Annotated in this window: 8 protein-coding genes; 4 read left to right on the top strand and 4 right to left on the bottom strand. The window is 61.5% G+C overall.

The genetic code is table 11. The features are described from left to right. Nucleotides 1-54 precede the first annotated feature (54 nt). A complete protein-coding gene (locus tag ACOBR2_RS08190) occupies nt 55-321 on the top strand; it encodes a type II toxin-antitoxin system RelB/DinJ family antitoxin (RefSeq protein WP_420239534.1) in 267 nt (88 codons plus the stop codon). Nucleotides 322-710: 389 nt separating this feature from the next. Here ACOBR2_RS08190 and ACOBR2_RS08185 read toward each other — a convergent pair whose 3' ends face one another. Both ACOBR2_RS08185 and gltX read right to left on the bottom strand, forming a co-directional pair. Then, nucleotides 711-2,411: a glutamine--tRNA ligase/YqeY domain fusion protein gene (locus tag ACOBR2_RS08185; RefSeq protein ID WP_420239533.1), complete on the bottom strand. Its 1,701-nt coding sequence runs from the start codon at nt 2,409-2,411 to the stop codon at nt 711-713. A gap of 72 nt (nt 2,412-2,483) precedes the next feature. Beyond that, on the bottom strand, nt 2,484-3,947 hold the full coding sequence (gene gltX / locus ACOBR2_RS08180; protein ID WP_420239532.1) for a glutamate--tRNA ligase: 1,464 nt from the start codon (nt 3,945-3,947) through the stop codon (nt 2,484-2,486). Nucleotides 3,948-4,354: 407 nt separating this feature from the next. Here gltX and plsY point away from each other — a divergent pair, with 407 nt between their 5' ends. Together plsY and ACOBR2_RS08170 are read left to right on the top strand one after the other, a co-directional pair. Further along, nucleotides 4,355-4,987, top strand: a complete 633-nt coding sequence (plsY, locus tag ACOBR2_RS08175) for a glycerol-3-phosphate 1-O-acyltransferase PlsY (RefSeq protein WP_420239531.1) — start codon at nt 4,355-4,357, stop codon at nt 4,985-4,987. Then, nucleotides 4,984-5,982 carry an NAD(P)H-dependent glycerol-3-phosphate dehydrogenase gene (locus ACOBR2_RS08170; RefSeq protein WP_420239530.1) on the top strand — a complete coding sequence of 333 codons (999 nt, stop codon included), beginning with the start codon at nt 4,984-4,986 and terminating at the stop codon, nt 5,980-5,982. The genes plsY and ACOBR2_RS08170 overlap by 4 nt, the downstream gene beginning before the upstream one ends. A 178-nt stretch (nt 5,983-6,160) precedes the next feature. On the opposite strand, the gene ACOBR2_RS08165 is transcribed toward ACOBR2_RS08170, so the two are convergent. Together ACOBR2_RS08165 and ACOBR2_RS08160 are read right to left on the bottom strand one after the other, a co-directional pair. Next, the gene (locus ACOBR2_RS08165; RefSeq protein ID WP_420239529.1) at nt 6,161-6,763 is read right to left on the bottom strand and encodes an outer membrane beta-barrel protein; all 603 of its coding nucleotides are present in this window, start codon (nt 6,761-6,763) and stop codon (nt 6,161-6,163) included. A gap of 22 nt (nt 6,764-6,785) precedes the next feature. Beyond that, entirely contained in the window at nt 6,786-9,419 is a 2,634-nt protein-coding gene (locus tag ACOBR2_RS08160; protein WP_420239528.1) for an Ig-like domain repeat protein, read from the bottom strand. Nucleotides 9,420-9,833: 414 nt separating this feature from the next. Here ACOBR2_RS08160 and ACOBR2_RS08155 point away from each other — a divergent pair, with 414 nt between their 5' ends. Then, the gene (locus ACOBR2_RS08155; protein ID WP_420239527.1) at nt 9,834-12,932 is read left to right on the top strand and encodes a protease pro-enzyme activation domain-containing protein; all 3,099 of its coding nucleotides are present in this window, start codon (nt 9,834-9,836) and stop codon (nt 12,930-12,932) included. Nucleotides 12,933-13,144: the final 212 nt, after the last annotated feature.

Below are 13,144 nucleotides of genomic sequence, written 5' to 3'. Positions count from 1 at the left end.
TTTTCTGATTGCAACGAGACTACATTGTGACTACAATTCAGGCAGAGGAATTCCATGGCCACGGCAGACACCTACGTACGCGCACGCATCGATTCCGGCACCAAGGAACTGGCAGCGGACGCGCTGGAGTCGATGGGACTCTCGATTTCGGATGCGATCCGGCTGCTGATGTTGCGCATCGCCGACGAAAAACGCCTGCCTTTCGAGGTCCGGGTTCCCAACAAAACCACACGCCGGGCAATGGCAGAACTGGAAGCAGGCAAGGGGAAGCAATTCAAGAGCGTCAAAGCCTTGATGGGCGACCTCCATGCGGACGATTGAGCGATCCACCGCATTCAAACGAAGGAACTCTTTGGCTTGCTCGACTCGGATCGCATAGTGAGTTCTTCGGGTAAGTAAATCCACCCGCATGCGTGGGTCGGTCAGACGGAGGGAGCATGGGCCTTCAGGCTCATGAAAGCGGAGCCGCACGATGAACAGGCCTTCAGGCCCGGGCTTTGCCAAAGCAATCTCCAGCAAAATCTGCGGCTAAAACCGCAATCCTATGGGCTGGCCTCTTTTCCGGGGCCTGAAGGCCCCGGCTCCCTCCATTGATGGACGAAAAAACAACGCCTTCTTCATGCCCACAGAAAAGCCGGACCCGAAGGTCCGGCTTTTCCATCAGCAGCTGCACGACCGTGCGCAAGTCCCTGGTCCTACGTCCCTGGTCCCTACGCCCCAGCCTTCTTCTCGATCTTCGCCCAGCCGTCCTTCAAGGGCAGCGTGCGATTAAACACCAGCTTGCTGGGCGCTGAGTCCCGGTCCAAACAGAAATACCCCACCCGCTCGAACTGGTAGTGCGCTTCGAGCTTGGCTTCGGCCAACGATGGTTCCAGTTTGGCGTCGGCAATCACTTCCAGCGAGTTCGGATTCAGGTTGTCGAGGAAGCTGCCGCCCTCGGGCACATCGCTAGGGTCGGGCTTGGTGAAGAGCTTGTCATAGACGCGCACTTCCGCCGTCAGCGCATGGGCAGCCGAGACCCAGTGGATCGTCGACTTGACCTTGCGGCCATCGGGAGAATTGCCGCCCTTGCTGGCCGGATCGTAGGTGCAATGCACCTCCACCACGTTGCCTGCCTCATCCTTGACGATGCTCTGCGCCGTCACAAAGTAGGCCGCGCGCAGGCGAACTTCCTTGCCCGGCGACAGGCGGAAATACTTGGGCGGAGGAACCTCGCGGAAGTCCTCCTGCTCGATGTAAATCTCGCGGCCAAAAGGCACCAGACGCGTTCCGGCGGTGGGATCCTCGGGATTGTTGGCCACTTCGAAGTGCTCCACCTGATCGGCTGGGTAGTTGTCGATAATCAGCTTCAATGGCCGTAAGACAGCCATGGCGCGGGCGGCGCGGTGGTTCAAATCATCGCGCTGGAAGTGCTCCAGCACCTCAATGTCGGTGGTGCCATTGGTGCGCGATGCGCCGATAGAGCCGCAGAAGGTACGCATGGCCTCGGGCGTGAAGCCGCGACGGCGAATGCCGCTCAGAGTAGGCATGCGCGGATCGTCCCAGCCGTTTACGTGATTTTCCTGCACCAGTTGCAGCAGTTTGCGCTTGCTGAGCAGCGTGTAGGTCAGGTTCAGGCGGTCAAACTCGATCTGCTGCGTGGGGAAGATGCCCAACTGCTCGATGTACCAGCGATAAAGCGGCTGATGATCGGTAAACTCCAGCGTACACATGGAGTGGGTAACCTTCTCCAGCGAGTCCGACTGGCCGTGGGCAAAGTCGTACATCGGATAGATGGACCACGTGTTGCCGGTGCGGTGATGCTCGGCATGCAGGATGCGATACATCACCGGATCGCGCATATTCAGGTTGGGCGAGGCCATGTCGATCTTGGCGCGCAGCACGCGGCTGCCGTCGGGAAATTCGCCGGCCTTCATGCGCGCGAAAAGGTCAAGATTCTCTTCGATGCTGCGGTCACGGAAGGGGCTCGGCGCACCGGGTTCGGTAAGCGTGCCACGATGCTTGCGAATCTCCTCGGCCGTCTGATCATCTACATAGGCCTTGCCCGCCTGGATGAGCTGCGTGGCCCAGGCGTAAAGCTGATCGAAGTAGTCGCTGGCGTAGCAGAGGCGATCCCACTCAAAGCCCAGCCAGCGCACGTCGGCCTGAATGGAGTCGACGTACTCCTGCTCTTCCTTGGATGGGTTGGTGTCATCAAAGCGCAGATTGGTCTTGCCGCCAAACTCGTCGGCCAGGCCAAAGTCGATGCAGATGGCCTTGGCGTGGCCAATGTGCAGGTAGCCGTTGGGCTCGGGAGGAAAACGCGTCTGCACGACGGCGTCGCCGTACTTTTTGGTCCGCACATCTTCGGCCATCTGGTCACGAAGGAAGTTGGAAACTGCGCCCTGGCTTTCCGGATTCTCGTTGGTCATCACTGGGGGTCCTGGTTCTTTCTACAACGGCAACGGGGGTAAATTCAATCCAAACCGCATCGCGGCGGTTGACTAAAGCAGTGCTTCCGCCTTGCGGATGCGGTCAAGGCAAACTTCTTTACCGAGCACGGCCATGGTTTCAAAAAGCGGCGGGGCGTTCTTGCGGCCGCAGACAGCCACACGCACCGGCTGGAACATCGGCCCAGCCTTCAGACCAAGCTCGTTGGCAGCGGCACGCATCGTCTGCTCCAGCACGTCGTGGGTAAATTCGACAGAAGCGAGCACCTGAAGGGCATAACCGAGGACCTTCTTGGCCATGGCCGCATCACCACCCTTGGGCGGAATCAGCTCGGCCGGATCGTAGGGCACCAGTTCCTTCTGGAAGAAGAAATCCGCCGCAGCCGGGGCCTCGCCCAGCAGCTTGATGCGCTCCCGGATGAGCGGCGTGACAGCGGCAATGCCTTCCGCCGAAGCCACCAAGCCAGCCTTGGCAAAGAAGGGCTCAAGCTCGGCGGCCAGCTTCTCGACCGATAGGGCCCGCAGATGCTCGGCATTCAGCCACAGAGCCTTGGGGTCGAAGGGCTCCTCTTCGCTGAAGTTGACCACCGCGTTGGCGCGGTTCACGTTTTCCAGCGTGAACAGGCTGCGAATAGTATCCAGCGGCAGAAAATCCTGATCGTTCTTGGGCGACCAGCCCAGCAGGCAGAGGAAGTTGATGAAGGCCTGGGGCAGGAAGCCAGCATCGCGGTAAGTGGTCACGCTGACCACCGGGCCGTGCTTGCGCTTGCTGAGCTTGGCTCCGTCAGGGGCAACCAGCAGCGGCAGGTGGGCGAACTTGGGAGCAACGGCACCGAGGCCCTCAAAGATCAGCACATGCTTGAAGGTGTTGGTCAGGTGATCCTGCCCGCGGATGATCTGGGTAATGCGCAGATCCGCGTCGTCAAAACAGGAGGCCAGATGGTAGGTCGGATTGCCGTCGGAGCGCAGCAGAGCGAAGTCTTCAATCTCGTCGGCAGCCTTGGACTGCTCACCGTAGACGTTATCGACAAAGCTCACGATCCGGCCTTCGCCACGGGGTACGCGATAGCGCAGGGCATACGGCTCACCCGCGGCGGCGCGGCGGTCGCTCTCCTCCGGGCTCAGTTCGCGCATGCCGGGATTGAAGAGCCACGCGCCCTGTGCGCTCGACGGCGCATCGTCGCCTGCATGGGCAGGCGTGAAGTCGCGGTAGGCCAGACCCTTTTCAAAGATCGACCAGGCCGCCTTGCGGTGCAGATCAATCCGCTCCGATTGCTGATACTCCTCATCCCAGTCCATACCGAGCCACTTCAGGCCCTCGAAGATGGACTGCACGCTCTGGTCGGAGTTGCGCTCGGTATCAGTGTCGTCGAGGCGAAAGACCATGGTGCCGCCGGTGTGGCGGGCATAAAGCCAGTTGAAGATGAAGGTGCGCGCGCTGCCAACGTGCAGGTAGCCAGTGGGCGACGGGGCAAAACGAACACGGGGAGCGGTGGGGGCAATGATCGAATCAGACATGGTGATTGGTTTCCATCTTAGATGCTAGCACTTCCACAGAGAACAGAGGTCAGAGGACAGGGGGCAGAGAGCAGGGGCTTTACAAGCTGCCGAAAACTCATCTCCGAGTGGATTTGTCTTTACGGAGGGAGCAAGGGCCTTCAGGCCCTTGAAGAACCAATGCGTTGAATATCGCCTTTATCTAAAACCCCTGCCTCCCTCCGCTACGAGTTTTTCCGCAGCCTGTTTAGCCTCTGCTTCGGATGCAAATCTTCGAAAAACATCCGCGGCTGAAGCCAACAAGAAAAAGCGGAGGGCTGACGGCTGGTGACTGGTGCCTTTCAGCTAGCAGCTAGCAGCTAGCAGTTGGAAGCTGGAAGCTGGCAACTGGAAGCTGCCTTTCCTTCCCTGTTAAACTCAAGCTCGATATGTTGTTTGCCTCAGTACTGATTGCAGCGGCGGCGTACCTGCTTGGGTCCATTCCCACAGGCTATCTGCTCATCCGCATCTTCCGCCATGAAGACATCCGCTCAACAGGCAGCGGGAACATCGGCGCTACCAACGTTCTACGCTCCGGCGGCAAGGGGCTAGGCTTGGCCACCTTCCTGCTGGACGTACTCAAAGGCTGCTCTGCGGTATGGCTGGGCGGGTTCCTGGGTTCCCTGCTGATGCCGGGCGAACCATTCCGCACGGCTCAGGCCATTGCGGCACTCTTTGCCGTTCTGGGGCACGTCTTCACGGTCTGGCTGCGCTTCAAGGGCGGCAAGGGCGTGGCCACGGCCTTTGGCGTCTTTCTGGTGGCCTCGCCGTGGGCGGCACTGGCGGCCATCACGGTCTTCATCGTGGTGCTCTACCTCAGCAAATACGTCTCGCTGGCTTCGATTCTGGGCGCGCTCAGCTTCCCGGTCTTTGCCTGGTTCCTGGTCAAGGGTGACCGGCCACCGGCCTTTCTGGCCGCGCAGCTGATCGTGGCCACGCTGATCATCGTCAAGCATCATCAGAACATCCGTCGCCTGCTGAATGGCACGGAAAACCGCCTCGGAAAGAAGAAGTCCGCATGAGCCGCATCGTCGTACTGGGTTCCGGCGCATGGGGAACCGCCATCGCGCTCGCACTGCACCGCCACGGCGGCCACCAGATCAGCCTGTGGTCCCACCGGGCCGACGAGGCCAGCGCCATTGCCGCCGCCGGTGAAAACACCCTCTTCCTGCCCGGCTTCAAGCTGCCCGCCGACCTCGCCATTACCGGCGACGACGCTGCAATCGCCGAAGCCGAGATCGTGGTCAGCGTAATTCCCAGTGAATTTCTGCGCCCGACCATCGCCCGGCTCAAGCCGCACTTCCATGCCGGTCAGGTAATTGTGAGCGCCACCAAGGGCGTGGAGCGCCGCACTCATCTGCGCATGAGCGAGGTGATCCGCCAGACGCTCGACGGGATTGACGTGCAGATTGGCGCATTCAGCGGCCCCAGCTTTGCCAAGGAAGTGGCCGAGGGCCAGCCCACCACCGTGACCGTGGCCTTCAGCCAGCGCTCCGTGGCAGAGCGCGTCCAGAGCGAGTTCTCCTCGGAGACGCTGCGCCTTTACACCTCCACCGATCTGGTGGGCGTGGAACTGGGCGGAGCGCTCAAGAACGTGATTGCCATTGCCGCTGGCGTGGCCTCCGGCATGGGGCTCGGCTACAACTCGGCGGCGGGACTGATCACCCGCGGCATAGCCGAAATCACCCGTCTGGCCGTGGCCTGCGGAGGTCAGCGCGAAACCCTGGCCGGCCTCTCCGGCGTGGGCGATCTGGTGCTCACCTGCACCGGCTCCCTCAGCCGCAACCGCACCGTAGGCCATGCCCTCGGCCAGGGCCGCAAGCTGCCAGAGATTCTGGAAAGCCTGGGCGGCAAGGTGGCTGAAGGCGTGCTCACCTGCGAAGCGGCGCTAGGCTTGGCCCGCAAGCACGGCGTGGAAATGCCCATCACCGAGCAGATGGAAAAGATTCTGCACGAAGGCAAGGACCCGCATGAGGCCATCCGCGACCTGATGCTGCGACCGGGAAAGGGTGAGTAGGTAGAAGCAGCTTCTAACCTCTAGCTCTCAGCTGGAGGCTGAAAGCTAAAACGCGGCGAGGGTAGGGCACCCGAACGGGAGTGGCATTGATTTTTCCGCCAGGGTGGGGAGCACAAAAGCACACCTTCTTTGCCGAATCAGCAACGTGCTGACTTGCCGACTCGCTGACCCGCTCCCCTCACCTCTTGCTGAAGATGCGGTAGGCCACGCCCATGGTAAAGCCATTGGGTTTCAGGCTATACCCGGGTTCGTTGGAAAAGTTGGACGAGGTTGCCAGCGACTGGAACTCATAGCCGCCACGCACGCTCAGATTGCGGCTCAAACGGTACTCCACGCCGCCGCCCGGGGCCATGGTAAAGCTGTTGCTCGCGCCCATCTCGAAGGGGTATTGCATATGCACCATGCCCACCAGAAAGTAGGCGTAGGGACGCAGTTTTTCGCCGCGCAGAAAGGTGTAACGCGGGCCGATGAGCCAGTCCTGCTGCGTCTCGCCATACCAACTGCCCTGGTTGAGCATGCGCATGTGGGCTTCCACGGCGTAGTGGCGGGTCCGGTTGTAGTTGAGGAAGACGCCCATGCCGCCCAGGCGCACGTTGCTGTCCACTGGGAAGCCGGCCTTGAAGTTGGCATACTCCGCACCAGCCCACAGCGAGGCCTCCCCGTTGGTTCCATCGATGGCCGTCTGAGCATGCAACAGCCCCGTGCCCAGAAGGCAGAATGCAACCATCAACTGCGGCACAAGCTGCACAAAGCGGCCACTTCTCGTCAAAATCCTGCTCATATTCCTGTCCTCGTCCTCAAGCTCAGAAAAGTGACTTCACTGTCAGCACTGTCGTTGCGGTTTCCGTAATGGTGATGGAGCCAGAACTGGCGGTACCGGTGACCGTAATGGTGTAGCTGCCGGCAGGTGTGCCCCCGGTGAGTGAACCCGCTTGATTGCAGGCCGTCAGCGCCGTAAGCAAAAAACCAACCAGCAACAGCGCCAGCCAACTGGCCCGCTTGCGCCGGGGTAGCAGGAAGAGCAGCAATCCAGCCAGAAACACACCGCCGCCGCCACGCTCCAGCCTGCCGCGCTCCAGTCCACCGCGCTCCAGTTTTGCAGTGGTCGTCTCCTGATGAGGAGCCTTCGTCAGAATCGTGATGGTTGCCGTGCCTGAACCGCCTGTCACCGTGGCAGGCGAGACGGTACAACTGGCATTGTCAGGAACGCCACTGCAGATCAGCGCCACATCCAGCGTGAAACCGGTGCCCGGAGTCACGGTCAGCGTATAGGTGGCTGTTTCGCCGGTGTAGAGGGTCTTGGACGTTGGCGAAAGGCTCAGGGCAAAGGTGGAAAGAATCGTGACGGTCTGCGTGTTGGACGTACTGGCCTGGAATGGATTGTTGGTGGCGAACTGGGCAGTGATGGTATGTACGCCAACGGCCAGAGAAGAGAGCGTAAAGCTGGCCGAGCCGCTGGTAACCGTGGCCGTACCGAGCGCCGTGCTGCCGTCGTAGTAGGTGATGGTTCCGGAAACTTTGCTTCCGGTATAGGAAGAGGTCACCAGATCCGTGCAGTACACCGACGTGCCCGACTCGGCCAGCGTCGGTGAACAGCTCAGCGTCTGCGAAGTTGCGTAAGGAATCGTGACGTAGGCAACGACGCCATCATGCGTGGAAGCGCGTTCTACCATGCTGGCCGTGGAAGAAGTTGAGGTTGTATACGTCAGGCTGTCGGGGAAATCCGCCCCAAAGCGGGCATAGTCAATCGAAGTCAGGCTGCTCATCCCGGAGCTGATGAGGATGTGATCGGGCTGCTCGGCCGATCCATTTTCCACGTAGGTGTAGCGGCTGGTGGTGGGCGTAACCGTGGACGTTCCCGCCGCGGCTGTAGCGGTCAGATTGGGCGACGTCGTGGTGGTATCCACCAGCGAGCTGGCCGACGATCCATAGTAAGTCCACACATAAGCGCCATCGTCGGTGTTGCTGGCTTCCAGTCCATCCAGAATGCCCAGCGTGTCAACGTAGCCGTCGGCAAACTCAAAGCTGTCAAAGCCACCCAACACCATCACGTTGTCGCCTGCCGTCTGCAGTGAGGCAACATAGGCGGCCAGCGCTTCGGCCTGTTGTTCGCGCTGCAACTGGGTGTCGGTCGTGGTGCTGGTCGCGCTCAATCCGGAGCGGGCCAGCAGGGTGGTGTTCACGATGTTCATGGCGTAATCGCTGCTGCTGCTGCGGGCAATGCTGGCCGTCAGCAGCAGGGGCGAACGCGCAAACAGATCGGAGGTCGTGGACGAGGTGCTGGTGTAGGTGTCGGAAGCAAGAATCTGGGAAGCGGTGGGCGTGCCGTCAAACATGCTGGCATTCACCAGAAAGGCATTCAACAGGCTGCTGGAATCGGCCGTGGATTCGCCCGCCAGCGTATAGCTTGGACCACCCGCCGTGCTGATGGCGCTGATCAGAGCATTCAGCGCACCGTCTGTCGCCCCTTGCACGGCCAGAATGTCGGGGGATTTGAGGTAGTCCACCACGGCATAGGCCAGCTTGGTGATGCGGTTGGTCTCCGCTGCGGTCAGGCTGTTCAGGTCCTGGGTGGCAATGGTGACCTCGCTTGAGCCACGGGTGGTGGCTACTGTCGGCGAGGCACCGGTGGTTTCGGCCGCCAAGGCGGAAACCGAAGCGGAGGTGAGTAGCAGACCGGTGTACCCTGCCGAACTCAGGTGATAATCCACAATGCCGATCAAGTTATCGCTGCCGGTATATTCCGTCGTGGCAGAAGCATCCAGCGCCGTGCCGCCCAGCGCCGTGCTGTCCACAAACAGCAGTTGCGGATTGCCATTCCATGTCTCGATCGTCGATTTGTCGGCAATCGCCGTGGCGTGAACCGGATCGAGAATGTTCATGCCAGCAGAGCGCATGGGCCGAGTGGTCGTCAGCACTGCCCAGAACTGGCCGTTGGTTACGGCGGTCTGTGCCGAGGGCGTAACCGTGCCGCCCGTGCCCTGCGTGACCAAAAGCGTGGAGCTGGATGGAATGTTGACCCGCATGCCCTCAAACGGCAGCCACTGCCCGAAGGAATCGTCACCGTAGTCGGTGCAGGTTCCATCCGTAGCCGCAGTCAGTGTGCTGGATCCCACCGTCGATGGTAGAGCGTTGCCGGTGGAGTTGATGACGATATTTCCGCTGCTGCCTACAACCGGGGAGGCAATGTAAATCTGGATGCCCGCGTAGACCGAGCTGTTGGAAGCCTCCACCAGTCCGGTCACAGTGACGCTTTGCTGCGGCACGATGCCCAGACTGGTGGGAGTTGTGGAACCGGTATAGACGTAAATGCCCTCGGAACTACAGGTGTTCGAGTCCCAGCCGCTGGCGTTTTCAATGTAAAAGCCATCGGTGAGCACGGCAATCACAATACCGGTGGTGGTCACCTCGCAGTTCAGGTAAGGCGAAGCGGGCAAATCGACCGAGATGGCATGAATATTGGCGGTGGTCGCCGAACTGCTACTGCACGAAGCGTGTGCCTGCCTTTGTCCCAGGCCCAGGAGCAATAAAAGGCAGGAGACAGTGGCTAAAATCCGGAAAAGCGACAAAAAAGAGCTCTTTGAAATATGATCCATTCCGCTCACATGGCTGTCTGCCCCCGACCCAGCCGGTGGTCCAGACTCCTCTCAGTCTGTAGTTGCGGAAGTTCTTTTCTTTATTTACAGACCGTTCCGATTTCCTGAGGGAAGAGCTTCACTCCTTTCCCATTTGTCTTGCTTTCGTACATATTCTGGCGACAATTTTCCCACTACAGCCAAATTCCGCGAGAAAGTAGCCATGGGCCGGTCACTCCATTGTGACTAGAACTGCACACCCATGGAGGGAAACCCGTGTCTCAACGCCGCACCGCAAGCGCAATGCTGCTCGTCGGCAGATCCATCTTCTGGATTCTTCTGCTTGCAGGCGGAATTGCGCCGCTGGGGGCTCAGGGACGCAATCTGGTCACTACGGCAGTTGACCCCGGGCAGGTGGTCCCACTGGCTGGCCACCATCCGGCGTGGGCCAATGCCTCCAACGCCTCCACGGCGGTCGATGCAGAGCAGAACTTTGAGCAGATGAAGATGGTGCTTGCCCGTCCGGAGGAGCAGCAAACGGCCTTCGAGGAGCTGCTGCAGGAGCAGCTTGACCCGCCATCGCCGCAGTATCATCACTGGCGGACGGCGGCCCAGATCGGCGCGGAGTTTGGCCCCTCCGAAAGCGACATTCAGGCCGTAACCAACTGGCTGACCAGCCAGGGTCTGCACGTGAACCAGCTCAGCCCCGACCGCATGATTCTGCGCTTTGGCGGAACAGCCGGTGCGATTGGCGCGGCCTTTGGCACGGATCTGCGCAACTACACGATTCACGGCGGAACGATCCTTGGCGAAACCAGAATGGCTCCGGCCACCGATCCGACGATTCCGGCAGCGCTGGCCGGGCTGGTGCGCCATGTGCGCGGGCTGCATACGCCAGCCGAGCGTCCCTTGCTGCATACCGCCTCGCCCGTGGCACGGAATGCTTCGTCGGGCGCACTCGCGCCGCTCTACTCCAGCGGTTCCATCCACTACCTCTCGCCGCTGGACTTTGACACGATCTACGACGTTCCCACCAGCAGCTACACCGGCGCGGGCTACACCATCGGCATCGTCAGCTGGTCCAGAGTGTGCGGCGAGGATCTGAGCAACTTTCAGAGTATCTTCGGAGTCACTTTTGCCGCGCCCACCGAGGTGATTCCTACGGCCTACGGCGGCGTCGAGCCCGGCGCAGTCGAAAATAATTCCACATGCAACACCTCCGAACTGAACGGTCAGGAAGAAGCCACCCTCGATGTGGAGCGCGCGGGCAGCACGGCCCCCGGCGCAGCGCTGCTGCTGGTGGCCTCCTCGGCGGCCGGTAGCGACGACGGCATTGGCGCCGACACTGCTTATCTGGCGGAGTCCAGCTCCGCCAACATCCTTTCCATCAGCTTTGGAGCCTGCGAGGCCGAGGCCACCAGCAGCGACGTCAGCTTCTGGAATACGCTCTTTCAGACGGCGGCAGGCAAAGGCATCAGCGTCTTTGTAGCCTCGGGCGACTCCGCCGCCGCCGGATGCGACACGGCCTTCAGCTCGCCTGGCAGCAGCAGCTACGGCGACAGTCCCAACGACATCTGCGCTTCCAGCTATGCAACCTGCGTGGGCGGCACGGAGTTTGCCGATTCCTCCTACAGCACCTACTGGAGCACCTCCAACAGCGCGGACTACGCATCGGCCCTCGGCTACATTCCCGAGGGCGGCTGGAACGAGTCGAGCACCTCCGAGGTGGAGGGTTCGGGCGGCGGCTACAGCACCCACATCGGCACGCCCAGCTGGCAGACGGGCAACAGCGTACTCGCGGCGGCGGCCGGCCGCTACAGCCCCGACGTTGCCTTTTCCGCCGCCGGCCACGATGCCTATCTTTTCTGCATGGCGGCCGCTGCCAGCGATTGCGGCGCGGGCGCACTCGGCAGCGTCTATGGCACCTCGGCAGCAGCCCCGTCCATGGCCGGCGTGGCGGCGCTGCTGGACCAGAAGATGGGCAGCAGCCAGGGCAATCTGAACCCCAGTCTGTACGGCATGGCAGAATCCGCAACGATATACGCCGCCGCCTTCCACGACGCCACACCGGCCAGCAGCGCCGTCAGCTCCTGCACGCTGAGCACACCCAGCATGTGCAACAACAGCGTCTACTCCTCCACCGGCGGCGCGGTGCAGCAGGGCTATGCGCTGGCTACCGGCTACGACGAAGTCACTGGGCTGGGCTCGCTTGACGTTGCCGAATTCGTCGCCCACTACACCAACTACACCCTGCCCACGGTCACCATCACGCCCAGCAGCAGCAGCATCAACACCACCGCGTCCGACCAGATCAGCATCGACGTAACCAGCAACTACGGAACGCCCACCGGCACGGTCAAGCTGACCAGCGGCAGCTATAGCTACAGCGCCTCGCTCAGCTCTGGCGCTATCAGCACCACCCTTGCCGCCGGAACCCTGTCGCCGGGCAGCAATACGCTGACGGCAACCTACACGCCCGACAGCGCCAGTCTGGGCACCTATCAGGGCGCGGTGGGAAGCAACACGGTGACAGTTTCCACGCCCACCCCCGCCGTCACGGTCACACCAGCCACCAACTCCATCTTCCTGGGCTCGGCGCTGGGGGTAACCATCCGGGTCGGCAATGATGCGCTCACGCCCACCGGCAGCGTCACGCTGAGCAGCGGCAGCTACTCCGGCACCGGCACTCTCTCCGGCGGCAGTGTGGTCTTCACCATTCCCGCCGCCGCGCTGGCCGCCGGAGCCGACACACTTCTGGCCACCTACTCCCCTGATAGCAGCAGTTCCGGAATCTTCAGCACCAGCAGCAACTCCGCTGCCGTCACCATCACCACCTACACCCTGACGGCCAGCAACGTCAGCCTGAGCAAGGGAGCAACCACCGGCAACACCTCCACCATCACCGTCGCGCCCCAGTACGGCTTTGAAGACACGGTGACGCTTACGGCGGCCATCTCCAGCGCGCCATCGAATGCCGTGGGCACACCCACACTCAGCTTCGGTTCCACTTCACCGCTGAGCATCAGCAGTACAAGCGCGGCAACCGCGAGGCTAACGATCACCACCACGGCGGCAAGCTCGGCCAGCAACCATGCGCCCGCCACGCCCTGGCAGCGGTACGCACCGGCTGGAGGAGCCGTGCTGGCCGGGCTAATCTTCCTGGGCATTCCCGGCCGACGCCGCACGTGGCGCAGCCTTCTGGACCTGCTGCTTCTGGCCCTCGCGCTGGGCGGCGGACTGACAGCCTGCGGCGGCAGCAGTTCCCCAAAAAGCAACGCCACCCCCACCACCAGCGGCACCTACACCATCACCATCACCAGCATCACCGGCAGCTACAGCGGCATTACCAGCACCATGACGCTGACGGTGGAGTAGGAAAACAGCCGCTAGCCGCTAGCTTTCAGCCGTCAGCTTGTATTTGCAGTGGGAAGGGGCTGTGGCTTGCAGAAACCTGTGTTTGCGCCACCTGCGGTGGGGCCGATCGCTTCGCTCTGCGCCTACGGCGCGGGCTTTTCGCTGCTGCATGTTTGCCGCTGCATGAAATGTCCATGCGGATTCGGTTCGCAAGCCGAGCTGAAAGCTGACAG

This window comes from Telmatobacter bradus, from assembly GCF_048629425.1.
GTDB lineage: Bacteria > Acidobacteriota > Terriglobia > Terriglobales > Acidobacteriaceae > Telmatobacter > Telmatobacter bradus.
Note: the sequence above shows the minus strand (reverse complement) of the source record. Positions and strands in the feature narration are given on the sequence as shown.

Bases quoted from the DNA above. Each gene is read 5' to 3' on its own strand.
- gltX (WP_420239532.1), bottom strand. From the start codon at position 3,947: ATGTCTGATTCGATCATTGCCCCCACCGCTCCCCGTGTTCGTTTTGCC.
- ACOBR2_RS08165 (WP_420239529.1), bottom strand. From the start codon at position 6,763: ATGAGCAGGATTTTGACGAGAAGTGGCCGCTTTGTGCAGCTTGTGCCG.
- ACOBR2_RS08170 (WP_420239530.1), top strand. From the start codon at position 4,984: ATGAGCCGCATCGTCGTACTGGGTTCCGGCGCATGGGGAACCGCCATC.
- ACOBR2_RS08190 (WP_420239534.1), top strand. From the start codon at position 55: ATGGCCACGGCAGACACCTACGTACGCGCACGCATCGATTCCGGCACC.
- plsY (WP_420239531.1), top strand. From the start codon at position 4,355: ATGTTGTTTGCCTCAGTACTGATTGCAGCGGCGGCGTACCTGCTTGGG.
- ACOBR2_RS08185 (WP_420239533.1), bottom strand. From the start codon at position 2,411: ATGACCAACGAGAATCCGGAAAGCCAGGGCGCAGTTTCCAACTTCCTT.